Genomic DNA, 25,985 nt, shown 5'->3' with positions numbered 1-25,985 from the left:
AAGCCAGGTTGAAATTAGTTTTTACTTTTAACCTGGCTTACTTTACTTGTAACTATCTGTTTAGCACTAATAGTCTTTAATTCATCTCCAGCTTTTACCACCACCTGGTTAATGTTTTTGCCATTTATACTGGTATAAGAATAGCCTTTTTTGAAAATATTTTCAGGATTTATCAATTGCAAAGTTTTTTCTAACATTTCCAATCGGTTCACCTCATTACGCAGTTGACTCTTTAGGCCATGTTCCCATTTTTGCCATATTCTGTTCAAATGGTTTTCTGCTTTATTAAAATGCTTGTTCATGCAATAGCGCAATCTGTGCTGTTGCTCCTTCAGGTGATATTTATTTTTTTCAAGGCTGTCGTTTACGAAAGCAAGAATATTCTGAGTAGTTAGTTTAACTTTTTCTTCGTAAACCCTCATTCCTCTAATCAAAAATTCCGCTACAGCAGTTGGCGTTTTTAAAGCGGTGTGCGCTACTAAATCACAGATTGTTTCATCGCGCTCGTGGCCAATACCTGTAAAAACCGGTAATGGAAATTGCGCTACGTGAGAGGCCAACTCATAATCGTCAAAGCAATCAAGGTCTACCTGGGCTCCACCACCTCTGATGATGATAACAGCATCAAACTGAACCGCTATCTGATGAATTCTCAATAGCGCATCAATGATACTTTCAGCAGCTTTTTCGCCCTGCATGGTAGCAGTGAAAATACGGGTATCAATATGGTAGCCAAAATCATTATGAGCTATCTGGTTCATAAAATCTCCGTAGCCTGCGGCTGATTCGGCACTGATAACAGCAATTTTTTGCGGAACAAGTGGTAGCTTCAGGGCTTTATTCATTTCAAAAACTCCGTCTGCCTGTAATTCAGCAATAATTTCCTGTCGTTTTCTGGCGCGTTCGCCCAAGGTGAAATTTGGGTCTATATCCTTTACATTCAGACTGAGCCCGTATACTTCATGGAATTGTACCTGAACGTTGGCTAAAACTGTTAATCCTGCTCTCAGTTGCTCTCCGGTAATGGATTGAAACCAGGCACTAATGTTTCTGTAGCTGTAGGACCAGATAGTACCTTTAATTTTAGCAAGTAAGCGGTTGCTATTTTCTTCTTTCTCAATAAACTCTAAGTAACAATGCCCATTTTGATTTAAACGGAGCTCACCAATTTCCGCAACTATCCAATAGGAAGGCTCTAATTGTACCTGGAGAGTGTCTTTTATTAATAAATTAAGATCTGCAAGAGAAATATGCTGCATTGAGAAAATTAAATACTTTGAATGTTTTTGATAACATCTTTAATGATAAAAAACAGTACGATAGCAAAACTAGCTAATGAGAACCAAAACATGAACCTTTTATTAGCGTATGGTACTTCTTCCGGATTGTCCTTTTCACCAAAGAGGCTATCGTAAAATTTCTCAATTAGGTTTCGCATTATAATTCTTTAATAAATTCCAGGAAACCTGCGTTTTTACCTTTAGGTCTTACAACCATTAGCGGAATGTCGGCATCCAACTGTATTAAGCGCTCTGTGATGCTGCCCAGAAAGAAAGCAGTAGTGGCAGTTCTTCCTTTAGCACCAATAACAATTGCGTTGGCGTTAATTTCTTTTGCCTTATCCAGCATGTCAGTGGTTACATCATCATTAGTGTCTTGCGAGTACACCACTTTCATTTTAACCCCTTTGGTGTCTATTTTTTTAATAAATCTTTTGTAATCTTTTTCTGCATTTTTCTTCATTACATTGGCAAATTCCTCGTAGGTTTTACCAGTATAATGGTAGCCGGTAGGCACGGTAAAAACATTTTGGATTACAATTTCAGTTTTCCGGTCATTCCTAACAGCAATTTCCACTGCCTCTTCAAGGGCTAAAACTGAGTAATCTGAGAAGTCACTGGGAACCAGCATTCTATCCATAGTAGGTTTAGTGCCTTCCGGAATAATTAAAAGGCTGCAGGCAGCTCTTCTGGCTAATCTTTGTGAAAGCGCACCACTTTGTTCTGCCTTTTCTCTTCTTCCCATAGCAATTAAATCAATATCCTGATGTTTAGAAAAAGAAAGAATATTATCAGCAATTTTTCCAGTAAGCACCTCAAAATGGATATTAGCCCGTAATTCATTTTTCACGATGCTCTTAAATGTTTCATCCATTTTAGTTTTCCTTTCGGCTATTACATCAGTAATCATGTTAGGAAACTCCTTCAGTACTTCTTTGGGGATTTGGAGGTTTTTGATAATGTTTACGAAATAGATATCTTCCACATCTGAGGTGTTGGAGATAAATTCAGCAAACTCTATCATGGTACGGTCAAGGTCAGTTAAGTCTAAACCAATTAAAACTTTTTTGATTGGATACATAATGGTACTATATCATTTAATGCTACAAAGGTACAAACACAAAGCTTGATTTTTATTACTAAACAAGGAAAATGCTGTATTTTTTAATTTAATATTGGTTATTCTGCAAATAACAAAAAGTCGTATTGCTTATAAATAGAAACCCACATTTTTACTATCTAAAAATATGAAAGGTAGTCTTTAATTTTTCTTCAACTTGCTAACATCGGATTCATTCTTTATGTTTTCCCCCATCTCTTCTATACGATCCAGGTCTTTTTCGTTATAAAATTTCCGTAATTTCTTTCTTAGTTTATAAAATCTGAAAAGACCGAAAACAATGAGGAAAAAGCTGAGGGCAAGTGCGAAATAGCCAATCCATTTAATGTTCTCAAAATCCTTCAGCTGAATTAGGCCTATACCGCCTAAAATAAGGTATAAGCTTGTTCTGATATAAGCAAAAAGTGTTCGCTCATTTGCTAACGTAGTTCTCTCTAATGCAAGAAAATCTCTTAGAATAATTTTCTCTTTATTCTGATAATCAGAAACTATTCTTGGAAACCTTAATTTTTTCATGGGTACTTAATCTTTCTGGTTGCTTTTAAAGATTGGCTAAATGCTATTTAGTATTTGCAAAACTTTTAAATATACAGCAATTTATAATTTTAAGTGGTTGTTGCCCATAGGTTTTTAAATTGCTGAAGCTTTTAAATCAAGAATCCACTTTATATCCTTAGCAATATGTAAAATAAGGATTAAAGTTCAATTTAATTTTATTTAATCTTCAAAATCCATTCAGAAACTTCATTTAAAGCTACAGGGGAAAATGTTTGTTCTATTTTACCATATTCCATTATCGAGCCTGTTTCAGCTTCCTGGAACATATGATTAAGTCCTTCCAACTCTTTAACAGTATACTGTTTATTGCCTGATTTTTTGAGTGCCTTTCTGATAGCATTTTGGTTAATGGTAGCATCTACCTGAACATCTTTGCTTCCATTTAAAGAGAGCACAGGTATTTTTACCTTTTCAAACTCTTTGGCAGGGTCATAGGTTAAAAAATATTGAGTCCAAGGTGATAAAGTAGAGGCAATCTGCTGTGTAATAAAATTGTCTATGTTGGTTCCTTCGGGCACCACTTTTTTAAGAATCTCACGAGAATTTTCTGAAAGAGTAAGCATTTTTTTTCGCTTTTCTTCTATGCTTAGATTAGAGGAAGCAATTTCAATCAATTCTTTATTATAGGCATAAAAGGCTTCCTTATTTTCCCCTTCCAGAGTAGATAAGTTTTTTGACTGAAAGAGAGAAATATCTTTCCCCGGCACGCCTGTTCCTGCTAATATTACAAGATAGGAGACATCCTTTGTTCGATTGGCAACCATTGGAGCAATGATTCCACCTTCACTATGGCCAATTAAGCCTATTTTTTCCTGGTTAACTTCCTCTCTGCTTTTTAAGTATTCTACGGCACTTAGTACATCCGTAGCAAAATTTGCAGTGGTAGCAGAAGTAAAATTTCCTTCCGATTTAGCTGTGCCTCGGTCATCGTACCTCAATACAGCTATTCCATTTTTGGTGAGGTGGTCTGCCAGAACCAGGAAAGTTTTATGGCCAAATACTTCTTCATCTCTATTTTGCGGTCCACTTCCTGAGATAAGGATTACCGCTGGATGTTGTTTTTTACCATCTTTCGGAATTGTAAGGGTTCCTGCGAGAGTGATTCCATCCTTTTTATTAGTGAATTTTACTTCTTCCGCTTTATAGGGTAATACTCCCTGAGGCTCCTGAGGTCGGTTTACTTTGCTTTCTTTCACTTCGTTTCTTGAGAGGTTCAAGGGGAGTGAGGCACCTCCCTGATTCCACGTGCCTACTATAGAATCGCCCATTAACTCGCCTTTGTAAAAGGCTCCAATATTCGTGGCGTCCAGCCTTAAAGTTTTGTCCTCTATAGTAACTGAAGTAAAAGGCAGGTCTTTGGCTCCTTGCTTTGGACTGTCAAAAGTACCATTATAGCCCTTGTCACCTTTTTCGATGTTGAAAATTAGCGGGATTTGCATGCCTTGCACATTCAAGATACCATTCCATTTTCCTGTTACATTTTGCGCAAAGGAAAGGCTACAAATAAAAGATGTAATAAATGTTAGATAAATTGTTTTCATGATGGTTTTATAGTTTTTCATAATTTAAATATCCTGAGGGGCTTCTAATAATTTTTCTTTTAATATCTCTAAGTTTCTCTTCTTAGGGATGAGGCTTCTCTGAAGTCCTAAACGGGTGACGAAGTAGGCGAGAAAAAATCCACCTATTACTAATAGCCAGATCCATATTGAAGCTTCCTTTTGAGCTAAGTTCATGAAAGAAGGAACGGAAAGTGGAAGGAGAAACCAAAGGATAAAAGTTTTTGATCGTCTTATCTCAAAATTTATATTCTCAATAGCATGGTTTACACCCCCCAAAAGAGAGAGGTCGAATTGCCTGCTGCGCTTTTCCCTTCTCAATCTGTTAGCAATAATGTAAAAAGAAATTAATAGTAAAATAACTGCTGTTACAAGGTTCCATGTGCTTATTGTCTTTATAATTAATACCATAGCAGCTGTACAGATTGAAATTGCAATTAGTCCAAAGTCATTAATATTGTTCATCCTTTCTGACCCTCTTAATTTAGCTTTTATTCGGTTATTTAGCGCTTTTTCATTTATAACGAACATCGTCTTTTTGGTTTGTTGATCCCATATTTTTGTCATTTCTTCAAATTCCATGGCTTGCATAATTTTTAGATTCTTTAATGAGTTGATTTTTAATTCTATGAATTTTAACGCCTACATTTGATGCTTTAATTCCTACTATTTCCGACATCTCTTTATAACCAAAGCCATCGAGTAGCAGTAAAGTAAGAGAGCGGTCTATTTTATCCATTTGGGCAATTTTATCATAAATCCAATCAAGGCGTTCGTCTGTAGGCTCTGCTTTATCGATAATAAGTAGTTCACCTTCAATTTTTTGTAAATTATTCTGATAGGATTTGGTTTTCTTTACCCATCTCAGAGCTGTATTCAACGATACCTTATATAACCAGGTGGAAACTTTTGCCTCTCCTTTAAATGATGCGATTGATTTCCAGACCTGTATTGAAATTTCCTGAAAAAGATCATCCTGGTCCTCAGCAGTAAAAGCGTATGCTCTCACTACCTTAAATAATAGTGCTTTATACTGCGCTATCCATTCTTTAAAAATTGATTCCCTTTCTTTTTCAGTCATTTTTTATTGTTTACCCCATTAGTACTTACTTCTCCAGCATTTATTACAGGATACAAATAATTTTAGAAATAGTGTCTCTTAGATAGGAATGTAAATGCACAATCCTAATGTTTAAAAAAGTTTCAGCATATTTGTAATTCAATATTTTGTTTAGATTAATAAGTCCAATGAGGCAATTAAACTCAAAATATTATAATAACCTGATAGTCAGGCTAAGGCAACTGGTTATTATGCAGTCTACTTTAGAATCCTAAAAAAGAAAATTCTTAGCTGAATGAAGAAAATTTTACAAGTTTTATATACTATTTGGGCTCTTACCATTTTTCATGTTTTCATGATAATACTTTTCCCGCTTTTTATTATACCCCCGTTAATTCATAAAAAAGGTCATCACCTGAGTTTTAAAGCCATTAAGCTGTGGTCATTGCTCTTCAGTTTTTTTAACAGGATCACTTTTGATATTCAAGGTAAAGAGTATATCGAAAAGAAGGAAAACTATATTTTTGTGGTTAACCACACTTCTTTTCTAGATACTGTAGCCATGCCCCAGGCTGTTGGAGCTTTTAAAGCTTTAGCTAAAAAAGAGCTTACCAAAATTCCTTTATTTGGTTTTGTTATTAAAGCATTAACTGAAGTAGTAGACCGATCAAGTCCGCAGAGCAGGCAAAAAAGTAAAGATAGATTAAATGAAGTTTTACATTCATTAGGATCTATCTTAGTATTTCCTGAAGGCACAATGAACCGTACCCAGGAACCTTTACAGCGCTTTTATGATGGTGCTTTCCGTATTGCTATTGATGCACAGGCTAAGATTATTCCTATCGTGGTTTTAGGTGCGGCAAAATGTATGAAGCCGGGAAGCTTCCTAATGAGCCCCGGTAAAATTAAAGTGAAAATTTTACCACCTGTAAGTGCTAATGGATTAAATAATAAGGATATTCTCACCCTCAAAACCACTGTTTTTACACAAATGGAAAGTCAGATTGTTGACTACAGAAAAGAAAATAATAGCAGGTAAGATGATTTTTAAAATGAAATATTAATATTTATTATTTGTATTGTTAATTTTTATCGTACATTAGTAAGGAACTAAACTATTAACTAAGATGAAAATACTCTATTCCATCACTTTCTTTATTACTTTACTAGTGTCTCCACTGGCAATCAAGGCACAGTCCGATTGTAATCCTTATTTCATGTTTAAAGAAGGAAAGAAATGGACTACTGCTAATTACAATGCTAAAGACAAGTATCAGGGAAAACAATCCTTTGAAATACTCTCACTATCCGAAGCAGAGGGTAAACTTACAGCTAATGTAAAATTGACCTCTTATGATAAGAAGGATGAGGAAGTTTTTGAGAAGGAAGTCGAATTTATCTGTGAGGATGGGGTAATGCAGTTAGATATGTCTCAGTATTTACCTGAAGATGTATTGGAAAGCATGAAAAGTATGCAGATGGAAATTGAATATGAACACATTCAAATACCCAAAGAACTTAAAGTAGGGCAAAATTTAGAAGAAGGTGCCGTAAATATGACTATTACAAGTCCAATTAGGATGGCATTTAAATTTCGCATGACAGATAGGAAAGTAGAGGCGCGGGAGGATGTAAAGGTACCTGCAGGAACTTACAATGCTTTTAAAATCAGTTCAGTTCTTCAGATAGATATGATGGGCAGCACAAGGCAGTTTAAGAGTGTGGAGTGGATTGCAGAAGACGTTGGTGCTATTCGTTCAGAATCTTATGATAAAAAAGGAAATTTAACCAGTTATACTGTCTTAACTGAATATTTAGAGTAATTATATCAATTATTAGGAGCACTATTTAAAAACCATTCCGGCAACAACCGTTAATAGTTTTACTACCAAAGTTTAACTATTAATGAAAAGAAATATTAAATGCCCCAATTGTGATACCTGGAATGAAATAGAGAGCACAGGAATAGAAAAATGTAAAAACTGTGGAAATACTTTAATAGATGAGAAAAAGGAGCGTGAGAAGAAATTAGAGGATTTCAGGCAAGAGCAAATGGATAAGTGGATGTTTACCATTGACGAAGGTGACAGCAAATTTATGCGTTTTGCAAAGAAAGTTGGGAATGCCGGATATTACGTTTTTATTAGTATACTAGCTTTTTTTGCCTGGTTATTAGCCATTTTACCCGCATGAGATGTGCTCATTTCAACATATTGAAGAAACCATTAGTTTGGGTTTCTTTGCTCCTTTTTATAGTAAATCAAATGCTAGAGAGGATGTGGGGAATATTTATACCCTATGTGCATTCCTATTTGGACGATTTGTTATGTCTGCCCATAGTTCTTGGCTTAACCACACAATTTTTACAATGGATTCATCCAGCAAGACGATTTTACTACCTCTCTCATAATCACATCATTATTAGTATAGTTTTTTTTAGTTTAGTATTTGAAATTTTATATCCTTTCATGTTTCCTCTTAACTATACAGCAGATATAATTGACATTCTTTTTTATGCATTAGGGGGCTATCTCTATTACAGTTTTGTATCTCTAAAAACAAAAAACAGATGGCTAACTTTTGTAAATCATAAAAGAGAGGAGATTCAATAACTGTTTTTAGAGCTTCAACGGCTTGTTGATCATTATATATAATATTTGAATTGTGCCGATTGTAAATTATTAATTGAAAATGCGGAATTAAATTCTGTTATTCATATTTCATTATTAGATAATTCATATGAGAAGCTATAAAGTACAGTTATCAATTTTACTGATCTTTTTCACCATTTCCTTATCCTCAGCGCAATATGCTCAGGTACTTCCCCTGAGAGAAAGAGCAGCACTGCAGGATTCTATTCTGAAAGAAAGGATGAACACGGTTTTACCTTCTTTAATGGAGAGGACAGGAATAGACATGTGGGTTATTATTTCCAGAGAATTTAATGAGGATCCTATCATAAAAACAATGTTGCCTTCCACATGGCTTAATGCAAGAAGAAGAACAATGCTGGTCATCTATCAGGAAAAGCCCGGTTCGCCTTTACAAAATTTTGCAGTAGCCAGATATAATGTAGGGGAGCTTTTTAGGAAAAGCTGGGATCCTGAAAAGCAACCAAACCAATGGAAGCGTTTGATGGAGCTTATTGATGAAAAGCAACCAACTAAAATTGGACTTAACTTTTCAGAAACTTTCGCTTTAGCCGATGGAATCAATAAAACAGAGTATGAATTATTTATGAAACATCTGCCTTCAAAATATAAGAAGAATGTTGTTTCTGCAGAAAAATTAGGAGTTGCATGGCTGGAAACCCGGTCAGCTACAGAACAGGTTTTATATGAGCAGCTTTGTAAATTAGCTCATCAGATTATTGCCAAAGGGTTTTCTACAGAGGCCATCACTCCTGGATTTACCACAACTGATGATTTAGTTTGGTGGTACAGACAGGAGATCAATAATTTAGGATTGGATACGTGGTTCCATCCTACTGTAGACATACAAAGAGCCGATCCCGAGAGTTTTGATCACCTGCGAAGCTTCAGCAAAAGACCTGATAAGCAGACAATTTTGCCTGGGGATTTACTTCATGTTGATTTTGGAATTAGCTATTTAGGGTTAAATACTGATACCCAGCAACATGCCTATGTTTTAAAGCCTGATGAAAAAGCAATTCCGGATTATCTTATGGATGCTTTTGAGAAAGGAAGAAAAGTGCAGGATCACTTAACTGCTCAATTCAAAACAGGTAATACAGGAAACGAAATGCTTGCAGCGGCTCTAAAAGAGGCAAAAGAAGCAGGTCTGAAGCCTACTATTTATACACATCCGATCGGCTTCCATGGGCATGCTGCCGGACCTACAATTGGCCTTTGGGATCAGCAGGGAGGAGTGCCCGGTAGTGGAGATTACCCGCTTTATCCGAATACAGCCTACTCAATTGAGTTAAATGCGGCTGTCTATATTGAGAAATGGAAAAAGGAGATCAGGATTATGCTGGAAGAGGAAGCTTTCTTTGATGGAGAAAGAATCTATTATATTGACGGGAGGCAGGAAGCCATATATGCCATTCCCAGAAGTAATAGATAGTTTATGTGTTATATAGTACTGCTCCTTTTTAGAAAGAGAATTTAGTCTTCACTTAACTTAGTTATTCTAAGGAAGGAATGTAAGGCTCATATCTTTGTCAAGCATCCAGCCAGTGACGCTATAGCGCGGTTTATGCGCAAGCAGTACTTCATGCTCCATCTCACTTCTAAAAAGCAATAATCTGCCGGCTAATGGCTCTATAATCTTTTGCTCGTCTTCAAGATATAAGGCAAGCTCACCACCATCGCCATTTTGCCATTGGGTATTCAGGTATAGCACAAAAGATAGCACGCGATGGGCATTTTGTTGAAACCTATCCACATGTTTTTTATAAAAAGTATTTTCAGGATAAATGGCAAAATGCGTTTCAAAATCTTTTAACCCCAGATAACAGGTCTGGTTTAAGTACTCTTTTAAATCTGTTATTTCCTGAATGAAACTTTTTAACACAGGATTTTCCGGCACTTTATCTATCCATTGAATATAATCACCTCTAATAGATTTGTCTACCTGAAACAGCACCTGTTTGCCTATACCTGCCTTTTTGAAATTGCCTTCTTCACGGTTGGTCTCAGCAAGGTTCCTCAGTTCCTGCACACTGCTTAATGAGATAAAATCATCCCAAATAAAATATCCTTTCTCTGCCAGATGGTCAATGGCGCGCTCAATAGGAGGAGCTTGTTTTGATTGTTCTTCCATATATGCTGCGAAAATAGCTATTTTGGAGAAATAAATGAGTGCCACCTTGCCGGATTTAACGATTTTGTGGAACAATCGTTATTGCTAAGAGTAGAAATGAAATTGATGAACGATAGAGCATTAGAGTGATAGGCCAATTCCTTCTTTAAGCTTCGTGGTAGTTGTATGGCTCTCTCAATAAGTAAAACAATTTGTTTTTAAGCCGACAATCTCATGCTATTATTCTCAATAGTTGCATATGTGAAGCTAAACTTCCTTTTATTTGAATTCTAAACCAATAATTGACTGATATGAATATTTTGAAGCAAATAATTTTTCCTTTTTTATTACTGTGCCTTTTTGCATGCAGTAAGCCTGTTAAAGATGAACAAAATGAAATTAAAGAGACAGAGGTTGTTAATGAAAATAATTATGAAATCCCCTCTGATTTACCACCAGCTATTCAAAGCCTGGTAGCAAAGCATAATATCAGGGAGTTTTATGATAAAGAAATTATCTCATTTGACATAGAATTGTTTTTTAATGGCAGCGAAAGGCTAAATGGTACGATTTATTCCAGAACAAACTCCAGCAAAGTGAAAGTTGAAAAGGCAGACGGAACGGTACTTTTGTTTGATGGAAAAGATGTATTTATCACTCCGGATAGTGCACAGTATAAGGGCGCCAGGTTTGATGCACTTACCTGGTCTTACTTTGCACTTGCACCATTCAAATTTGCAGATGAGGGTACAAAGTGGGGAGAACCCACCAAAATGCCTTTAAAAGAGCCTGACAGTTTACAACAAGCTATTAAATTAAGCTTTGAAAATGGCGTTGGCGATGCCCCGGACGATTGGTATCAGGTATATGTAAATCCTGAAACAGGATTGCTGGAAGCGATGGCTTATATTGTTACTTTCGGAAATACGCCAAGAGAAGAAGCAGAGAAGAACCCTCATGCTATAACTTACAGCGATTACCAAACTGTGCAAGGCGCCATTGTTGCTGGTAAATGGAAATTTTACAATTGGAGCCAAGAAAAAGGATTAGCTGAGCAACTGGGAGAAGCTACAATTACTAATATTAAATTTGTAGAAGAAACGGAAGATTTATTTACTCCGGGTACAAGTACTGAAAGGGTTCCTGCCGGAGGCTGAAACAAGGAACTATAGATGTCTTAAAAGCTTAAAAAAGAATTATTAAACAGTTGGTTAACTGTTTAATAATTCCTCCTGATCCTTTTTCAGTTTGTCTATAACCAAACTACTTGCCCCTATAATTGGAGCTGATTGATTTTGTAACTGAGAAGAAATAATTTTGATTTTTCCTTTAAAGATAGGCATTAAGTGTTTTTCCATATGCTCTTTAGTAGGATCGAAAATCAGATCACCAGCAAGGGATAAGCCTCCAAAAATGAAAATGGCTTCCGGATCGGAATGTACAACTGTGTCGGCTAATTTTGTTCCAAGAATACGTCCCGTGTATTCAAAGGCTTTAATGGCAATAAAATCACCCTTCAAAGCATACTTGGTGATCATTTCAGCACTTAGTTCATCAAAACTTACTGATCTGAGCTCACTTTCTTCGTTATGATCTGCTAGTAATTTATATACAGTTCTCTTAATACCGGTTGCAGAAACATAAGTTTCCAGGCAGCCGCGTTTCCCACAACCACAAAAACGTCCGCCTACATAGTTTACGGTAGTGTGGCCAAGTTCTCCTGCAAATCCGTGGGCACCATTTACTATTTTGCCATTGCTCACAATGCCGGCTCCTAAACCTGTACCAAGAGTAATCACAATAAAATCTTTCATATCCTTTGCACCACCAAATATCATTTCTCCCACTGCCGCTGCATTGGCATCATTGGTAATTACAACTGGCACACCAAATTCATCCTCCAGGTTATTAGCAAGAGGTAATATCCCTTTCCAGCGAAGATTAGGCGCGTGCTCAATGGTTCCTTTGTAATAGTTAGCATTTGGTGCACCTACACCAATTCCAATTAATTCATATTTTTTTGGGTCAAGTCCTTTTTTAATTTCCTTTGCCAAAAGCTTAATGAAGTCCTCAAACTTAGCTTCACTTTGCGTGGGAATAGCTCCCTGGTAAAGTACTTTTCCTTCAAGACTAACTATGCCGAATTTTGTCCCGGTTCCTCCAATATCAATCCCAATGCTAACTTTCATGTGTGTGTATAGATTTTTAATGGTCACAACTTGTACCGCCTTAGCGGTATACCCCAAAGGTATCCCTCTGGGAGAATTCGCAAGATTAATACTGGCTCGTGGTTTGGAGCTTCTTAATCATGCTCATTTCATTTTATAATAATTTTACATAGATATATAAATTCGTTTTCTATGAAACAACACAGAAAACTGTTATTTTCAATTAGTTACAGTTATGTGTTAAAACGTACTTTTGTAATTATACGTTATAATGTTTCTTAATTAAATAGGTTACTAATAAATCGATAGGTTCCTCTATATAAGTACCTTCTTTTATGTTCTTTTCTTTTACCACTTCCTTAATTATATTATGAAAATAATAAGGCACTGAACCTACAAAATGCACCTTATAGTTCTCGTAATTCTTTACAGAGCAAATGTAAATCTCCACAAATTCTTCGATGCTACTTTTTACCATATCATGAAGAAAAGGATGTGCAATTCTTTCTTTTATAAACTGGCTAAAGCTGGATAAGTATACGTTCGCATAGGGCTTAATGTAAACATTTAATAAAATATCATCTTTAGTCAACTGAAATTCCTGTTCTAAATCCCTTTGAATATCAGCCGGTAATTGCCTTTTAAGGTATTTCCCTAATAGGTTCTTGCCAAAATGACTCCTGCTACCTTCATCACCCAATATAAAATCCATTCCGTTTACTTCCTGGCGTACAATATCACCGTCAAAAAGACATGCGTTTGATCCTGTTCCCATTAATGCCGTTATGGAAGGTTCGCCTTCAAAAGTAGCAAAAGCAGCCGCTACAATATCTTCCTTTACATACAGGTGAGATTTCTTGAATACAATGGAAATTCCTCTTTCCACCATGGCAGCAAAGTGCCTGCCTGAACAACCAGCCCCGAAGTAATAGACAACCTCTATCTCATCTTTAAATTGCAAAATTTCATCTCCTAATGTAGAAACGGTGTCAGCTATGGCTATATCATCCATAAAAAATGGATTTATACCTTTTGTGCTTTTTCTGATGGCTGGCTTTTGGTCTTTCACCAGTTGCCAGTCGCACTTTGTTGAACCGCTAGTACCTATGAGTATCATTTGCTATATCGATAAAATTTTTGCTATGCGTAAGTCATCTTTTCTTATATCTTTAGGCTGAGACATAATTTCTTCAAACTTATTAAAGATTACCTGCTGGTGTACAATACCAACCATTACATCAGTTTGTCCCGCATCCAGACCTTCAATGGCTGCTACCCCCATTTTACTTGCCAAAACCCTATCGAAATAGGTAGGGGTTCCACCGCGCTGTAAATGGCCTAATATAGTAACTTTTGTGTCAAAATACGAGAACTTTTCTTTCACCCTCTGGGCTATTTCCATAGCTGAACCAGACTTTCCACCTTCGGCAACAATTACCAGACTGGATGTCTTGTTCTGGGTTCCTGTAGCATTCAGTTTCTCAATTAATTCATCGATAGAAGTTTCCTCTTCCGGGATAATTACCGCTACAGCTCCTCCGGCTATGCCACTATTTATAGCAATATAACCTGAATCTCTGCCCATTACTTCAATAAAAAATAAACGATTATGAGAGAGTGCGGTATCCCTTATTTTATCAATGGCGTTTACAGCGGTATTAGTGGCAGTATCGTATCCAATGGTATAGTCAGTGCCAGGTATATCGTTGTCGATGGTACCGGGGATGCATACACACGGAATATTATGCTCTTTGTATAAATTATGAAGACCTGTGAAAGAACCATCTCCACCGATACATATTAAGCCATCAATGTTATGTTTTTTTAACTGCTCATAAGCCTTTGTCCTGCCTTCTGCAGTTAAGAATTCTTTCGATCTTGCAGATTTAAGAATAGTACCGCCTCTTTGCAGTATATTGGATACGGAACGTACTTCCATAGGCACGAAATCGCCTTCAATCATACCTTCGTAACCACGGTAAATTCCTATTATTTCTTTGTTGTAAAAAATACCAGCCCTTACAACTGCTCTAATGGCAGCATTCATGCCGGGTGCATCTCCTCCTGAGGTAAAAACGCCAATACGCTTCATTTGTGTCATATTTTTTTGATCAGCCCGCCAAAGATAGTGTAATGAATACACTTACCCAATAGTATTTTCTTATCTTTGCTTAATACATTTCTCAATTAGATGGCAAACTTCCATTATAATCCTCATATATCGGTTGACTGTGTGATATTTGGCTTCGATGATGAAAGGATTAATATACTCCTCATAAAAAGAAAGCAAGAAGGTAAAAATATTTATGCACTTCCTGGTGATTTGGTTCGCAAAGGGGAAGATCTGGATCACGCAGCTACCAGGGTTTTATTTGAACTTACCAACCTGCAAAATCTTTACCTGGAACAATTTAAAACTTTTGGGTCTCCTGATAGAATAAATGATCCGCTTGATATTGAGTGGGTTAATAGTATTAGGGAACATCCTGAAGTACGTGTAATTACTATTGCATACAACTCTTTGGTGAAGGTGGAAGATGTGGAATTTGCCCCGGCCTCATTTGCCGAAGAAGTTTTATGGCATCCGATAGATAAGCCTCAGAAACTGGCTTTCGACCACAACGATATTGCCAATACAGGTTGGGCGATGTTGCGTGAAAAGATAAAGCGGGAACCATTGATAGCTTTCTCACTCCTTCCTGAAAAATTTACGCTAAGGCAACTGCAAACATTATATGAAGCAATAGTAGGAAGTTCACTGGATAAAAGAAATTTCAGGAAAAGAATGCTGAGGAATAAGTTTTTGGTGGCTCTTGAGGAAAAGCAATCAGGAGTTTCCCACAAACCTGCCCAGTATTTTAAATTTGATGAGGCCATTTACAAAGAAGATTTTGCCAAAGATCAGTGGTTTTTGTTTTAGCAGGATGCTACTCTTTTGCCATGAATTTAATTACATTTGAATGAGCGGGTTAAATTAACAAAATTCAATTCATGTGCGGTATTGCAGGTGTATGGCAGAAGTCAACAGTAATTTCTGAGGAAAAATTTAAAGAAGCTTTATCTCTGCTGAAGCATAGAGGTCCTGATAGTGCCGGTATCTTAAAAATCGGTAACATGATGATGGGTACCCAAAGGCTGAAAATCATTAGCCCTGAAGAAGGCGAACAGCCTGTAAGTGATGGAGATGGTAATGCATTGGTGTTTAATGGAGCAGTTTACAACTATCCTGAACTAGCCAAACAGGAAAATTGGTCTACAAAATCTGACACAGAAGTTCTTTTTCAAAGTTTAATACAACAGCAGGAACGGGTAATAAACCACTTAAGGGGGATGTTTGCTTTTGCTTTTTATAATAAGAAGCAAGACAGGCTTCTGTTGGCGCGTGACAGGATAGGCCAGAAACCTCTTTATTATTTTAAGGGTGATGGGCTTTTCCTTTTTGCTTCAGAACTGAAAAGCCTTGCCCGGTTAATGAGAGCTGCCAGTGTTGAGCCTGAGCTTAATGAAGAAGCGATTTACCACTACCTCTGTCTATCCAATATTCCAGAACCGGAAACAATTTACAAACATGTATATGCTTTAAAACCTGCGCATTATCTTATATTTCATTCATGTGAATTTTCTGAAATTCCTTATTGGCAGTTCCGGTACGAGCCAAAATGGCACCTAAAAGACAAGGAAGTATTTGAGACCACAAAGGAATTGATCAGCAATGCGACTCAACTGCGGTTACGAGCTGATGTGCCTGTTGGCTTATTCCTCTCAGGTGGCTGGGACAGCTCAGTGATAGCTTATGAAGCAGCGAAGTTACGTTCAGATATAAAAACTTTTACAGTAGAGTATCCTTTTGAAACAAGTCAGAATGAAGCCGGAATAGCTAAAAAGACAGCAGCTGCTTTGGGCTTGTCTCATGAAATTATTCCGCTGACACTTGAGCCGCTAAAAATGCTGCAGGAAGTAGTAAAAACTTTTGACCAGCCTTTTGCCGACTCAAGCGCTATCCCAAATTTAGCTATTGCAAAAGCTGTTAGCAATGAAGTGAAGGTGATGTTAAACGGAGATGGAGGTGATGAGCAGTTTGGTGGTTATCGAAGATACTTCCTGGCAAATCATTTTTCAAAGTTCAGCCTTACAAAGTACTTGTATCCCATTTTACCTCCATCTGAAAGAAGAACAAAATTAGCTTTTGCCAAAAGAATGGCAGGGATATATCGCCTGCCTGCTGAAGAGCAATACCTGGGTTTTACGGTAGATATGTGGAGGGATAGTTTAATGGAACCTATCTGGAAAGATAAAAAACTTATAGAAAATAAGACATCAGCCTTAATAGCTGAAAAAAAACTTCCCAGTCTCTCTAAACTGGATCAGTTAATGCATTGGGACAGAAATTTCAATCTGCTTTCAGGAATTTTAGTAAAGATGGACAGAGCTAGTATGGCTTTTTCAGTGGAAGCCAGGTCGCCTTTTCTGGATCATGAGCTGTTTGAATTTACCTCCCGCTTGCCTGATCATTTTAAAGTAAAAGGTTTCAAAAGGAAAATGTTGCTCAAAAATATCTATCGAGATAAACTCCCTGATGAAGTAGTGAATGGTAAAAAGGTTTCCTTTGAAGCTCCTGTTTATGAATGGATCAGCAAATATTTTCAGATTTTAATCAAAGACTTATTACTCAATCCACAGGCTAAAATATATCATTATTTGAAGCCAGCGGAAGTTGAAAAATTAATAGTCGGACAAAAATACCAGGAGCTTAATGTCGCCTATCTTCTGTACAGCTTATTAATTTTAGAATTATGGTTAGTTGAGAATTCCTCTTTGTAATCTGAAGTTAAATGGAGCCCATTAGGCAATTAAATGAGAATCAATGCTATGTGCTGGGAACTCAGAAACAGATGATTACCTATTGTGGAATCTAATTTTAGATTCCACATAATAGAAGTGAAAGGATAAATTTTTATCCAACAGCTAAATTGATAATTTCGTATTCTTAAGAAAAGCTTATTATATGACATTTAAAAAGATAGATCCACAATCTTTAAAAACACCGGAATTACACGGCATCTTATTAGGGGCAGTTACCCCGCGGCCTATTGCTTTTGCCAGCACTACCGATAAAGCAGGAAATGTAAACCTAAGTCCTTTTAGTTTTTTTAATGTTTTTGGGGCCAATCCCCCTATCCTTATTTTTTCTCCTGCCAGAAGAGGCAGAGATAATACTACAAAACATAGCTATGAAAACCTGAAAGAAGTGGATGAAGTGGTGGTCAATATTGCTAATTACCCGATGGTAGAACAGATGTCATTAGCTTCTACGGAGTATCAGAAAGGGGTGAATGAATTTATAAAAGCGGGTTTCACTGAAGCTAAATCAGAGAAAGTGAAACCGCCTCGTGTGGCTGAATCTCCCGTAGCATTTGAGTGTAGGGTAAAGCAAATTATTGAAACTGGAACAGAAGGAGGGGCCGGGAACCTCATTATCTGCGAGGTGGTTTATATCCATCTGGATGAAAATATACTAGATGATAATGGGAAAATTGATCCTGTAAAGCTTGATCCTATCGGAAGAATGGGGGGTAATTGGTACTCTCGCTCCAAGCAAGGCTTGTTCGAAGTAGAAAAACCCCTGAGCAAGTTGGGAGTAGGTGTTGATGCAATTCCTGATAGCATCAGACTTAGTCATGTACTTACTGGTAACGATTTAGGGAAACTGGGTAATGTGGAAAAACTTCCAGAGCATGAGGAGGTTGAAAAAATGGTTAAAGACCCTGTTGTGCAAAAGTTAATTACACAAAATTCAGGACAGCCGGGTAAAATTGAAGAACTTCTTCATGTATATGCACACGAACTGCTGGAAGAAGGTAAAGTGGAGAAAGCCTGGAAGGTTTTGTTAGCTTCACTCTAGATTATTCACGGAACGGGAAGCGGTTTAACGTAGTTCTTCCCTGTCCGTCTGTAACCGATTTTGCGATACAATACTTTTTAAATTGAGGATCAAACCTTTTTTCATTCAAGCTAATTTCGCTGGGATATTTACCCTTTGCTAAAAAATAGTAAGCTTCTGTTGTACCATATTTAGTGTGTGGAAGTAGTTCGGCATGTTGTGAAATGTTATTCCAAAGTGTGTCTTCGACAGTAAATGCGTAAATCCTTACCACCGGACCAGTATTATTCTCATTTCTGGTATAGGCTACCTCTTTAAAACCACCTTCTAAATCATGGATGTTCTTTTCTGAGAACATGCTATAAATCATGAGTGCTATGATAAGAAAGACGCCAATCAGGAAATATTTTTTCATACCTTACTAAAGTTGTGGATCTAAAACCTCAAATGTTCTTTGAACTTGGCTAAATCTGCTTTTAAAGAATTTTCTCCATTTGGATAGTTAATATAATCCATTAACGCTGTTTTTCTATCTACCAGCAATTCCCTAAGCTTCAAATGCTGATTGATGAAAGTAAATTCCATTTCAGGATACAATTCTTTCAAAACATCTACCACATCCAATACTTGTAAGTTATTATCTACCACATTATAATAGCCGGAAGGTACTTTTTCAGAGAGGGTTACTTGTTGCAAAATATTGCTTAGCCTATCTATAGAAATAAAAGGTCTGTGCTGTTTTCCATCTCCATTAATGGCAATTCTACCATTATAGTTGGCATCGAACATGAATCTATTGATTACAGCATCGAATCGAACAGCATGAGCGTAGCCATACACATTTCCTAAACGCAAAATTTGTGTATTCATTTTCTCCAAAAGCCTGGCCACGTGTTCTTCCCCTCGCATTTTAGAGATGCCATAAATAGTCCGTGGATTAACTGGCTGTCCTTCTTCAATCAATTGAGTAGAAGCGCCATATACAGATACGCTACTGGAATAAATAAATTTTTTAACATCAGATTCTTCTACTGCATAAACCAATTCTGCTGTTCCCCAATGGTTTACCTGTTCAAAGTAATGAGGGTCTGCATCGGCAAACGGTGTAGTCACTTTGGCTGCCAAATGAATCACTGTATCAATACCTTTTAAAGCTTTCCCCAACTTTCTTGTATCGAGCAATTCACCATTCACAAATTTTATTTTTTCTGCATTGGGAAGTTTATGGCCTAAAAAGAAGTGGTAGTTATCTCTGCTGAGGTTATCGTAAATAACAATTTTACTTACTTCTTCTATTGGCAAAAGGCTTGAAACCAATGCTGAACCAATATAGCCTGCACCACCTGTAATTAATATATTTTTCATTCCTAAAGTTTCCGCTAATTCTATTATTCAGCAAAAGTAAGTTAAGCAAAACTGTAATGAAAGATGCTAAGAGTTTAGTTTTATTCTCTTCGGAAAAATTATGAACAGTTTTGATATATCGATAAAAATTAATATGTTAGTTAACTGTTAATCAAAACCTTATAATTATGTCCCCTGAATCCTCCTCGAAAAATAATTATGTTTTAAGCCAACTGACTTTTAGAGAACTGGAAATATTAAAAGAAGTGAAAAAGGGAAGAAGTTGCCAGGAAATTAGTGATAAACTTTTTATTGGTATAGAGACAGTGAAAACACATCGCAAAAATATTATTAATAAGCTAGGGTTGAAAGGGAAATTGGAGTTTAGGAAATTCATTATGACTTTACTAGCCGAAGAGTCAATCCGTATATATGGAAACTCCCCCCAATCTCCCCCCAAGGGGTGAGAGATTTCAGAACTTCTCATACTAAATTTACTGATGTGATCACACTTAATATGTTTTAACTTTAAAAATGTAAAATCATGAAAAAAATTAAAATTTTCTTAATTGGTAGTGTTTTAGCATTAGGTAGCTACTCAGTTGCTTTAGCTTGTGGTGTTACTGAATGTGGTGGAGGGGAAACCAAATGCTGTACTAAAGAAGGCTCTACCTACTATATGACCAGATCGATTGAAATTACTGAATGAGTTAGTAATATTAAAGGCGTAGTTAATCTGCGCCTTTTTTTAGATTTTTGATATGAAATTTTCAAAGAATACTATTGTAGCTTCATTAGTTATATTAACGATTGTTGCAGTTTTCACTTTCGTCCTTGAGGGGAGTCAAAATAATAATAATCAGGTTAACCCAAATCTTAAACGTGTATTTATATCTGATATAGTTTATGATGAAAATAATTCAAATAAATATAAATCTATTATCCAAAAAGTTCTTTTTAATAAAGAAAGTAACTTAATAGAGCTAAAAGTGAATGATTCAATTCAATTTTTAAATAAATCAAAATTAACAGAACTAAATGAGTTCGATTTAAATAGAAGCTTACTAATTAAAGTTCCGGATACTTCTCTAAATATGAATATCAGTTCAATTATTTTTTTAAATAATACTTTTCATTTACGAGGAGCTCCTTATGATGATTTAGCAAATGAAAGCTTTTATTTCTTGGATAAGAATAATAGATTATTGAATAAAAAAACGGATACTATTATTCAGAATTCGGATTATGCGCTAGAAGGTTTTTATTGTGCTTCTGAAGATTACTTTGCTTACATTTCTATGTTTGGAAGTCTAGTTTTTATATTTGATATGAAAGGCGATTTTAAATTTAGATTCAATACCATCGATAATTCAGGTGTACCCAAGGTAATTGTATCTAGTAGGTACAGAAGGCGTGCTGCAAGTTCCATGGTTATAAATTCATCTGCTTCAATATATCAAGATAAACTTGTTGTCTTATCAAATATAAGGGATGATGTAAATCACAAGGCATTTGATGTTTATGATCTCAAAAATAATGGAAAATATTTATATAGTTTAAAAGTAAAAAGAGATACTCTTGGCTATATGGCTACTTTTTTTGCCATGGAAAATGATAGCTTATTTTATATCACATTTAATAAAAACATAGTAATAGGTAAATCTAAGTAAATGAAGAGGGCAGCTACAGTTAAGAATGTGTATACTTTGTTGATTTCTTTTCTTTTTCTAGTAGCGATATTTAAACAAATGCTCAGGAAGGATGAATTTATCAACTCATTATATCAATCATCAATACTTTCTCAATCCTATATTGAGGAAATTAGTCTAATTAATCCAATCGCATTAATAATTATACTTCTTCTTATATTAATTCCAAAGTATAGAGATACAGGCGTTATCCTTTCAGTATTTTTAATGTTAAATTACACAATATATTTAATCTTATTACTAAGATTAAGTCAATCTAGACCATGCTCTTGTGCAGGGGTATTTGAGTTTTTATCTATTGAGCAGCATATTTTATTGAACGGTATAATTTTAGGTATAGGAATGATTGTATTATTTAAAATTAAAGTTAATATTAAGAGTTTTATTATATTTTTTATTTTATTTTACTCTTGCACTTCCAAAAAGGGAAATAAAATAAATGACAAAAATGTAAGAAAATTATATTTAGTAGATTCTATTCAAATAAAGGAAATTTCAAATTTTCATTTTGCAAATAGTACTGATGAACTTTTACTGTATTGGGATTATAGTGAAAGAAAATTTAAGGTATATGATTTCAAAGGTAATAGACAGGTCTCATTTCATTTACCTGTAGAGGGGCCTAAAAGTTTTGGAGAAATCTTAATCAATGCATCTATTTTCGATTCTGTAATTTATGCATTAGGTGTTGGCGTTTTAAATTCTTATGATTTTAAGGGTGAAATGCTTAACTCTCACAAATTGGATTCTATACAGTTTTTATTTGTTTCTAAAGTTGATAATAATAATCTTCATATTATTGAAGAGGGAACTATAATAGCGAACCTTAGTTATTTGGAGGGAGAAAGAACCCAAAAAGCTTATTACGAAAATCACTATCATTACTTTAAAATTAATCTTAAGGAAGGTGTTACATTGCCTTTAATTGGTTTTCCAACTGAAAGTATCTATTTAAATGATGAGGAGTATTTTGATTTTCAGTTTACTACCTTTTCTGATTTTTACGAAGATACCTTATACTTTACCTATGAATTAGATAGCAAAATTTTCAAGCTAAGTCTAAAAACACCAACTGAAATAGACTATATTGATTTATCATATTTAGAAAGAAAACCTCCATTAGGTACAGATTATAATCAAAAACCAAAAAGTTATGATTATTTATATGAAAATAGTGTTATCGAAGCTTTATCTGTTAATCAGGGTTTTATATATTTAGTTTATAGTTTAGGTGTATCAGAGGATGAATTAAAGGCTGAGTTTCCAAATAACCAGTCACGTCAAAATGGGTTTGAAGAGTTTTTGGTAAATAATAATAAAAAGTATTTAGTGGTAATGGATCATAGTGGAATATTACAATTTCAACAGGATGTAACGGAGATGGGCGATTTTGTTAAAGTTGACGAAAATAATAACTTATATTTCCGGCCTAATCCTTTTCTTTCATCTGAAAGAAATTATGAAGTTTTACATATTTACGCTTTGAAATAGTATGAATCAATTATGGCCATATGAATTCTATTCCATTTATAATTTTAATAAAAAAGTCAATATATGCATGTATAAAGCTTTTGAGTTAATTTTAGTTTCCGTAGGAGTTGTTAATATAAAGTATTAGTGGTTATACTTATTTCACCAAATCGGTATGTAATCCGCACTCGGTCTTATTCATGCCGTACCAACGCGATTCTCTTTCCTGCATATCCAGGTCAAATTTACGCGTGCAGGGCTCACAGCCAATACTGAAATAACCTTTTGCCTCCAGAGGATGGTCAGGAAGCTGATATTCCTTTCGGTAATCATGCACCATTTTGGAATTCCAGTCCAGCATAGGGTGGAGGCGCGTAGTGCCATGAGGAGCAGCTTGTTCTACCTTCATGGCAGAGCGTGTTTTACTTTGATCGGCTCGCACTCCATTGATCCAGACATCATGCTTCATTAAAACTGTATCCATGGGCTGGGTTTTGTTAAGATAACAGCAATAATCCGGATCCGAAGTGAAGTACATTTTGCCATCAGCACCACGTTGCATGTTTTTAGGAGTGATAGGCTTTAAATCCACAAGGTTAGTCAAACCAAACTCAGCCATTATCTGATCCCTAAAAGCCACGGTTTCCGGAAAATGATAGCCAGTATTGATAAAATATACAGGAATGTTTTTATCAACCCTGCTTAGCATATGCAAAAGCACCAGGCTGTGTGATTGAAAAGAGGAGGTAGTGAAATATTTGATTCCCTCTTTCTGATAGTGATTGATTTTATTTTCGAGTTCTTGAAATGTCATATCGATTTAGCATTGAGAAGTAATCTCATTACGCACTACTCATATCTTAATATAATTCCATCCATTTACGAAACTGTACTTCCAGGGTTTACTTTATTTCCCGGCTGTAGCAATTGTAAATTTCCTTCTGAATCCTCAGCCATTAATACCATGCCTTCAGATACTTCACCCATCATAGGTCTTGGAGCCAAATTCACAAGTACTGTAACTTGCTTACCCACCATTTCTTCTGCGCTAAAATGCTTGGCTATTCCACTTAAAATGGTACGTTTATCCAATCCTGTATCTATTGTCAATTTTAACAATTTATTAGATTTCTTCACCTTTTCAGCTTCTACAACTGTTCCGATTCTCATGTCCATTTTCATGAAATCATCGAATTGGATTTCTTCTTTTTTAGGTGCTACTTTAGGCTTTTCTGATGCATTTGATTTTTTAGCATCCTCTAGTTTTTTTATTTGTTCCTCCACTGTTTCGTCTTCTATTTTTTCAAATAATAATTCTGCTTTATTAAGTTGATGTCCGGCTTCCAAAAGATCTATACTTCCTGCTTTATCCCATTCGTAAGCTTTAATGTTTAGCATTCCTCTCAACTTATCGGCTGTAAAAGGAAGGAAAGGCTCACAAACTATACTTAGGTTTGCGGCAATCTGTAATGCCAGGTTCATGATGGTTTTTACCCTCTCCGGATTTTCTTTTTGTAATTTCCATGGCTCAGTATCTGCCAAATACTTATTACCCAAACGGGCAAATTCCATCATATGTGCCAAGGCTTCCCTAAACTTATAGCTGGCAATTTTCTCCTCAATTAAATCAGGATAAGTGCCAAGTTGTTTTATAACCTCTTCGTCATAATCAAATAACTCACCCCTTTGCGGAACTTCACCTTCATAGTATTTATGAGTTAAAACAAGAGCCCGATTAATGAAATTACCAAAAATAGCCACCAACTCGCTGTTATTTCTGGCCTGAAAATCTTTCCAGGTAAATTCACTGTCTTTAGTTTCAGGTAAAGTTGCAGCCAAAGCATAGCGTAAAACATCTTCTTTGCCTGGAAAATCCTGCAAATACTCATGTAACCATACCGCCCAATTTCTGCTGGTAGAAAGCTTATCACCTTCAAGGTTTAAGAATTCATTGGCTGGCACATTGTCAGGAAGAATATATCCACCATGCGCATGTAAAATGGCAGGGAAAATAATACAATGAAAAACGATATTATCTTTTCCTATAAAGTGAATTAAGGTAGAATCATCTTCAGGGTTGTCTTGTTTTTTCCAATAGTCTTCCCAGTTTTTGCCTGTATCCAGTGCCCACTGCTTGGTGGCTGAAATATAGCCGATTGGGGCATCCAACCATACATACAGTTTTTTGCCTTCCGCTTCTTTTAAAGGAACATCTACGCCCCAGTCCAAATCCCTCGTCATGGCCCGTGGCTGCAATCCTGCTTTTAACCAGGAACTGCACTGGCCATAGACATTAGGTTTCCATTGACCTTTTTTGCCTTCTACTAACCATTTTTCCAGCCATTCCTGGTATTTGTCCAAAGGTAAAAACCAGTGTTTTGTAGTGCGTAAAACAGGTTTTTTTCCACTTAAGGTGGAGATTGGATTAATAAGGTCTGTTGCATTTAACGAACTTCCACATTTTTCACACTGATCTCCATAGGCGCCATCATGGCCACATTTAGGGCAGGTACCAGTGATATATCTGTCAGCCAGAAACTGGTTAAATTCTTCATCATAATATTGCTCACTTTCCTGCTCTACAAACTCACCTTTATTGTACAAATCAGTAAAAAACTCTTGAGACAATTCGTGGTGAATAGGAGCAGAAGTCCTATGGTACATATCGAAACCAATACCAAATTTTTCAAAAGTAGTCTTGTTAAGTTCGTGGTACTTATCAATAATTTCCTGAGGAGTAATGCCTTCCTTTTTAGCTCTGATGGTAATAGCAGCACCATGCTCATCGCTTCCGCACATAAAAGCCACATCTTTTCCTCTTAAACGAAGGTAACGTACAAAAATATCAGCAGGCAAATAAGCACCTGCAATATGGCCAATATGTAAAGGACCATTAGCGTAAGGTAAAGCTGCCGTAATGGTATATCTGGAATTCTTTAAAGTCATGTTTCAATATTTGTCGCAAATATAGGAAGATAAAAATGCCTTGAATAATGATTTTTCATATTATAACGCTAAACTTTTCTCATTTCAACAAGTCCTTTCTATATTAATGCTGATTTTAAAACAACC

The 25,985-nt window shown here is 35.9% G+C and carries 27 protein-coding genes; 12 read left to right on the top strand and 15 right to left on the bottom strand.

From position 1 onward, the window contains the following. Positions 1–14: 14 nt before the first annotated feature. From xseA to IEV85_RS19140, 7 genes are all read right to left on the bottom strand, one after another. Positions 15–1,259, bottom strand: coding sequence for an exodeoxyribonuclease VII large subunit (xseA, locus tag IEV85_RS19170; protein ID WP_188466523.1), 1,245 nt, complete (start codon positions 1,257–1,259; stop codon positions 15–17). Positions 1,260–1,267: 8 nt separating this feature from the next. After that, positions 1,268–1,438, bottom strand: coding sequence for a hypothetical protein (locus IEV85_RS19165; protein WP_188466521.1), 171 nt, complete (start codon positions 1,436–1,438; stop codon positions 1,268–1,270). After that, positions 1,438–2,361 carry a universal stress protein gene (locus tag IEV85_RS19160; RefSeq protein WP_188466519.1) on the bottom strand — a complete coding sequence of 308 codons (924 nt, stop codon included), beginning with the start codon at positions 2,359–2,361 and terminating at the stop codon, positions 1,438–1,440. The genes IEV85_RS19165 and IEV85_RS19160 overlap by 1 nt, the downstream gene beginning before the upstream one ends. A 180-nt stretch (positions 2,362–2,541) precedes the next feature. Further along, positions 2,542–2,916 carry a DUF202 domain-containing protein gene (locus tag IEV85_RS19155; protein WP_188466517.1) on the bottom strand — a complete coding sequence of 125 codons (375 nt, stop codon included), beginning with the start codon at positions 2,914–2,916 and terminating at the stop codon, positions 2,542–2,544. A gap of 197 nt (positions 2,917–3,113) precedes the next feature. After that, a complete protein-coding gene (locus IEV85_RS19150) occupies positions 3,114–4,520 on the bottom strand; it encodes an alpha/beta hydrolase family protein (protein ID WP_229712658.1) in 1,407 nt (468 codons plus the stop codon). A 3-nt stretch (positions 4,521–4,523) separates the two neighbouring features. Then, on the bottom strand, positions 4,524–5,099 hold the full coding sequence (locus IEV85_RS19145) for a hypothetical protein (RefSeq protein WP_188466515.1): 576 nt from the start codon (positions 5,097–5,099) through the stop codon (positions 4,524–4,526). Further along, positions 5,089–5,598 (bottom strand): RNA polymerase sigma factor, encoded by a 510-nt coding sequence (locus IEV85_RS19140; RefSeq protein ID WP_188466514.1) that lies wholly within the window; start codon positions 5,596–5,598, stop codon positions 5,089–5,091. Before IEV85_RS19140 ends, IEV85_RS19145 begins: the two co-directional genes overlap by 11 nt. A gap of 274 nt (positions 5,599–5,872) precedes the next feature. On the opposite strand from IEV85_RS19140, the gene IEV85_RS19135 reads away from it, so the two are divergent. The 4 genes from IEV85_RS19135 to IEV85_RS19120 all read left to right on the top strand — a co-directional run bounded on the left by IEV85_RS19135 (position 5,873) and on the right by IEV85_RS19120 (position 9,663). Then, a complete protein-coding gene (locus IEV85_RS19135) occupies positions 5,873–6,616 on the top strand; it encodes a 1-acyl-sn-glycerol-3-phosphate acyltransferase (RefSeq protein WP_188466512.1) in 744 nt (247 codons plus the stop codon). Between the two features lie 88 nt (positions 6,617–6,704). Further along, positions 6,705–7,400 (top strand): TapB family protein, encoded by a 696-nt coding sequence (locus IEV85_RS19130; protein WP_188466510.1) that lies wholly within the window; start codon positions 6,705–6,707, stop codon positions 7,398–7,400. A gap of 82 nt (positions 7,401–7,482) precedes the next feature. Then, complete coding sequence (locus IEV85_RS19125; RefSeq protein ID WP_188466508.1) at positions 7,483–7,770, top strand: hypothetical protein; 288 nt, start codon at positions 7,483–7,485, stop codon at positions 7,768–7,770. Between the two features lie 546 nt (positions 7,771–8,316). Beyond that, positions 8,317–9,663 carry a M24 family metallopeptidase gene (locus tag IEV85_RS19120; RefSeq protein ID WP_188466505.1) on the top strand — a complete coding sequence of 449 codons (1,347 nt, stop codon included), beginning with the start codon at positions 8,317–8,319 and terminating at the stop codon, positions 9,661–9,663. A 66-nt stretch (positions 9,664–9,729) separates the two neighbouring features. Here the strand turns inward: IEV85_RS19120 and IEV85_RS19115 are convergent, their stop codons facing one another. Further along, positions 9,730–10,407 carry a 2OG-Fe(II) oxygenase gene (locus IEV85_RS19115; protein WP_229712657.1) on the bottom strand — a complete coding sequence of 226 codons (678 nt, stop codon included), beginning with the start codon at positions 10,405–10,407 and terminating at the stop codon, positions 9,730–9,732. A 245-nt stretch (positions 10,408–10,652) separates the two neighbouring features. Between IEV85_RS19115 and IEV85_RS19110 the strand changes: the two genes are divergently transcribed. Beyond that, positions 10,653–11,498 carry a hypothetical protein gene (locus tag IEV85_RS19110; RefSeq protein ID WP_229712656.1) on the top strand — a complete coding sequence of 282 codons (846 nt, stop codon included), beginning with the start codon at positions 10,653–10,655 and terminating at the stop codon, positions 11,496–11,498. 54 nt (positions 11,499–11,552) lie between these two features. On the opposite strand, the gene IEV85_RS19105 is transcribed toward IEV85_RS19110, so the two are convergent. The 3 genes from IEV85_RS19105 to pfkA all read right to left on the bottom strand — a co-directional run bounded on the left by IEV85_RS19105 (position 11,553) and on the right by pfkA (position 14,610). Continuing rightward, the gene (locus IEV85_RS19105; protein WP_188466503.1) at positions 11,553–12,530 is read right to left on the bottom strand and encodes an ROK family protein; all 978 of its coding nucleotides are present in this window, start codon (positions 12,528–12,530) and stop codon (positions 11,553–11,555) included. 238 nt (positions 12,531–12,768) lie between these two features. After that, positions 12,769–13,626, bottom strand: a complete 858-nt coding sequence (locus tag IEV85_RS19100) for a hypothetical protein (RefSeq protein ID WP_188466501.1) — start codon at positions 13,624–13,626, stop codon at positions 12,769–12,771. Between the two features lie 3 nt (positions 13,627–13,629). Beyond that, a complete protein-coding gene (gene pfkA, locus IEV85_RS19095) occupies positions 13,630–14,610 on the bottom strand; it encodes a 6-phosphofructokinase (protein ID WP_188466499.1) in 981 nt (326 codons plus the stop codon). Positions 14,611–14,700: 90 nt separating this feature from the next. On the opposite strand from pfkA, the gene IEV85_RS19090 reads away from it, so the two are divergent. From IEV85_RS19090 to IEV85_RS19080, 3 genes are all read left to right on the top strand, one after another. After that, a complete protein-coding gene (locus IEV85_RS19090) occupies positions 14,701–15,429 on the top strand; it encodes an NUDIX hydrolase (RefSeq protein ID WP_188466497.1) in 729 nt (242 codons plus the stop codon). A gap of 71 nt (positions 15,430–15,500) precedes the next feature. Next, positions 15,501–17,330, top strand: coding sequence for an asparagine synthase (glutamine-hydrolyzing) (gene asnB / locus IEV85_RS19085; RefSeq protein ID WP_188466494.1), 1,830 nt, complete (start codon positions 15,501–15,503; stop codon positions 17,328–17,330). A gap of 184 nt (positions 17,331–17,514) precedes the next feature. Next, positions 17,515–18,411, top strand: coding sequence for a flavin reductase family protein (locus IEV85_RS19080; protein WP_188466492.1), 897 nt, complete (start codon positions 17,515–17,517; stop codon positions 18,409–18,411). A gap of 1 nt (position 18,412) precedes the next feature. Here IEV85_RS19080 and IEV85_RS19075 read toward each other — a convergent pair whose 3' ends face one another. Continuing rightward, positions 18,413–18,805 carry a hypothetical protein gene (locus IEV85_RS19075; protein WP_188466490.1) on the bottom strand — a complete coding sequence of 131 codons (393 nt, stop codon included), beginning with the start codon at positions 18,803–18,805 and terminating at the stop codon, positions 18,413–18,415. 20 nt (positions 18,806–18,825) lie between these two features. Further along, positions 18,826–19,755, bottom strand: coding sequence for an NAD-dependent epimerase/dehydratase family protein (locus IEV85_RS19070; protein ID WP_188466488.1), 930 nt, complete (start codon positions 19,753–19,755; stop codon positions 18,826–18,828). A 167-nt stretch (positions 19,756–19,922) separates the two neighbouring features. On the opposite strand from IEV85_RS19070, the gene IEV85_RS19065 reads away from it, so the two are divergent. The 4 genes from IEV85_RS19065 (at position 19,923) to IEV85_RS19050 (ending at position 22,934) form a co-directional block, all read left to right on the top strand. Further along, positions 19,923–20,201 (top strand): response regulator transcription factor, encoded by a 279-nt coding sequence (locus IEV85_RS19065; protein WP_188466486.1) that lies wholly within the window; start codon positions 19,923–19,925, stop codon positions 20,199–20,201. A gap of 77 nt (positions 20,202–20,278) precedes the next feature. Next, the gene (locus IEV85_RS19060; RefSeq protein WP_188466484.1) at positions 20,279–20,443 is read left to right on the top strand and encodes a hypothetical protein; all 165 of its coding nucleotides are present in this window, start codon (positions 20,279–20,281) and stop codon (positions 20,441–20,443) included. Positions 20,444–20,495: 52 nt separating this feature from the next. After that, on the top strand, positions 20,496–21,404 hold the full coding sequence (locus IEV85_RS19055; RefSeq protein ID WP_188466482.1) for a hypothetical protein: 909 nt from the start codon (positions 20,496–20,498) through the stop codon (positions 21,402–21,404). Continuing rightward, positions 21,405–22,934: a MauE/DoxX family redox-associated membrane protein gene (locus IEV85_RS19050; protein WP_188466480.1), complete on the top strand. Its 1,530-nt coding sequence runs from the start codon at positions 21,405–21,407 to the stop codon at positions 22,932–22,934. It begins immediately after the preceding gene. A gap of 136 nt (positions 22,935–23,070) precedes the next feature. Here the strand turns inward: IEV85_RS19050 and IEV85_RS19045 are convergent, their stop codons facing one another. Next, positions 23,071–23,727, bottom strand: a complete 657-nt coding sequence (locus IEV85_RS19045; protein WP_188466478.1) for a phosphoadenylyl-sulfate reductase — start codon at positions 23,725–23,727, stop codon at positions 23,071–23,073. Between the two features lie 65 nt (positions 23,728–23,792). Beyond that, positions 23,793–25,859 (bottom strand): methionine--tRNA ligase, encoded by a 2,067-nt coding sequence (gene metG / locus IEV85_RS19040; RefSeq protein WP_188466476.1) that lies wholly within the window; start codon positions 25,857–25,859, stop codon positions 23,793–23,795. Between the last annotated feature and the right edge of the window lie 126 nt (positions 25,860–25,985).

The organism is Marivirga lumbricoides (genome assembly GCF_014636295.1).
In the GTDB taxonomy this organism is placed as follows: Bacteria; Bacteroidota; Bacteroidia; order Cytophagales; family Cyclobacteriaceae; genus Marivirga; species Marivirga lumbricoides.
The sequence above is the reverse complement of the archived record's forward strand: the minus strand, read 5'-3'. Positions and strand labels throughout refer to the sequence as shown.

What these genes read in the sequence shown, in the direction of transcription:
- xseA (WP_188466523.1), bottom strand. Translation starts at nt 1,259, where the DNA reads ATGCAGCATATTTCTCTTGCAGATCTTAATTTATTAATAAAAGACACT.
- IEV85_RS19165 (WP_188466521.1), bottom strand. Translation starts at nt 1,438, where the DNA reads ATGCGAAACCTAATTGAGAAATTTTACGATAGCCTCTTTGGTGAAAAG.
- IEV85_RS19160 (WP_188466519.1), bottom strand. Translation starts at nt 2,361, where the DNA reads ATGTATCCAATCAAAAAAGTTTTAATTGGTTTAGACTTAACTGACCTT.
- IEV85_RS19155 (WP_188466517.1), bottom strand. Translation starts at nt 2,916, where the DNA reads ATGAAAAAATTAAGGTTTCCAAGAATAGTTTCTGATTATCAGAATAAA.
- IEV85_RS19150 (WP_229712658.1), bottom strand. Translation starts at nt 4,520, where the DNA reads ATGAAAAACTATAAAACCATCATGAAAACAATTTATCTAACATTTATT.
- IEV85_RS19145 (WP_188466515.1), bottom strand. Translation starts at nt 5,099, where the DNA reads ATGGAATTTGAAGAAATGACAAAAATATGGGATCAACAAACCAAAAAG.
- IEV85_RS19140 (WP_188466514.1), bottom strand. Translation starts at nt 5,598, where the DNA reads ATGACTGAAAAAGAAAGGGAATCAATTTTTAAAGAATGGATAGCGCAG.
- IEV85_RS19135 (WP_188466512.1), top strand. Translation starts at nt 5,873, where the DNA reads ATGAAGAAAATTTTACAAGTTTTATATACTATTTGGGCTCTTACCATT.
- IEV85_RS19130 (WP_188466510.1), top strand. Translation starts at nt 6,705, where the DNA reads ATGAAAATACTCTATTCCATCACTTTCTTTATTACTTTACTAGTGTCT.
- IEV85_RS19125 (WP_188466508.1), top strand. Translation starts at nt 7,483, where the DNA reads ATGAAAAGAAATATTAAATGCCCCAATTGTGATACCTGGAATGAAATA.
- IEV85_RS19120 (WP_188466505.1), top strand. Translation starts at nt 8,317, where the DNA reads ATGAGAAGCTATAAAGTACAGTTATCAATTTTACTGATCTTTTTCACC.
- IEV85_RS19110 (WP_229712656.1), top strand. Translation starts at nt 10,653, where the DNA reads ATGAATATTTTGAAGCAAATAATTTTTCCTTTTTTATTACTGTGCCTT.
- IEV85_RS19105 (WP_188466503.1), bottom strand. Translation starts at nt 12,530, where the DNA reads ATGAAAGTTAGCATTGGGATTGATATTGGAGGAACCGGGACAAAATTC.
- IEV85_RS19100 (WP_188466501.1), bottom strand. Translation starts at nt 13,626, where the DNA reads ATGATACTCATAGGTACTAGCGGTTCAACAAAGTGCGACTGGCAACTG.
- pfkA (WP_188466499.1), bottom strand. Translation starts at nt 14,610, where the DNA reads ATGACACAAATGAAGCGTATTGGCGTTTTTACCTCAGGAGGAGATGCA.
- IEV85_RS19090 (WP_188466497.1), top strand. Translation starts at nt 14,701, where the DNA reads ATGGCAAACTTCCATTATAATCCTCATATATCGGTTGACTGTGTGATA.
- asnB (WP_188466494.1), top strand. Translation starts at nt 15,501, where the DNA reads ATGTGCGGTATTGCAGGTGTATGGCAGAAGTCAACAGTAATTTCTGAG.
- IEV85_RS19080 (WP_188466492.1), top strand. Translation starts at nt 17,515, where the DNA reads ATGACATTTAAAAAGATAGATCCACAATCTTTAAAAACACCGGAATTA.
- IEV85_RS19075 (WP_188466490.1), bottom strand. Translation starts at nt 18,805, where the DNA reads ATGAAAAAATATTTCCTGATTGGCGTCTTTCTTATCATAGCACTCATG.
- IEV85_RS19070 (WP_188466488.1), bottom strand. Translation starts at nt 19,755, where the DNA reads ATGAAAAATATATTAATTACAGGTGGTGCAGGCTATATTGGTTCAGCA.
- IEV85_RS19065 (WP_188466486.1), top strand. Translation starts at nt 19,923, where the DNA reads ATGTCCCCTGAATCCTCCTCGAAAAATAATTATGTTTTAAGCCAACTG.
- IEV85_RS19060 (WP_188466484.1), top strand. Translation starts at nt 20,279, where the DNA reads ATGAAAAAAATTAAAATTTTCTTAATTGGTAGTGTTTTAGCATTAGGT.
- IEV85_RS19055 (WP_188466482.1), top strand. Translation starts at nt 20,496, where the DNA reads ATGAAATTTTCAAAGAATACTATTGTAGCTTCATTAGTTATATTAACG.
- IEV85_RS19050 (WP_188466480.1), top strand. Translation starts at nt 21,405, where the DNA reads ATGAAGAGGGCAGCTACAGTTAAGAATGTGTATACTTTGTTGATTTCT.
- IEV85_RS19045 (WP_188466478.1), bottom strand. Translation starts at nt 23,727, where the DNA reads ATGACATTTCAAGAACTCGAAAATAAAATCAATCACTATCAGAAAGAG.
- metG (WP_188466476.1), bottom strand. Translation starts at nt 25,859, where the DNA reads ATGACTTTAAAGAATTCCAGATATACCATTACGGCAGCTTTACCTTAC.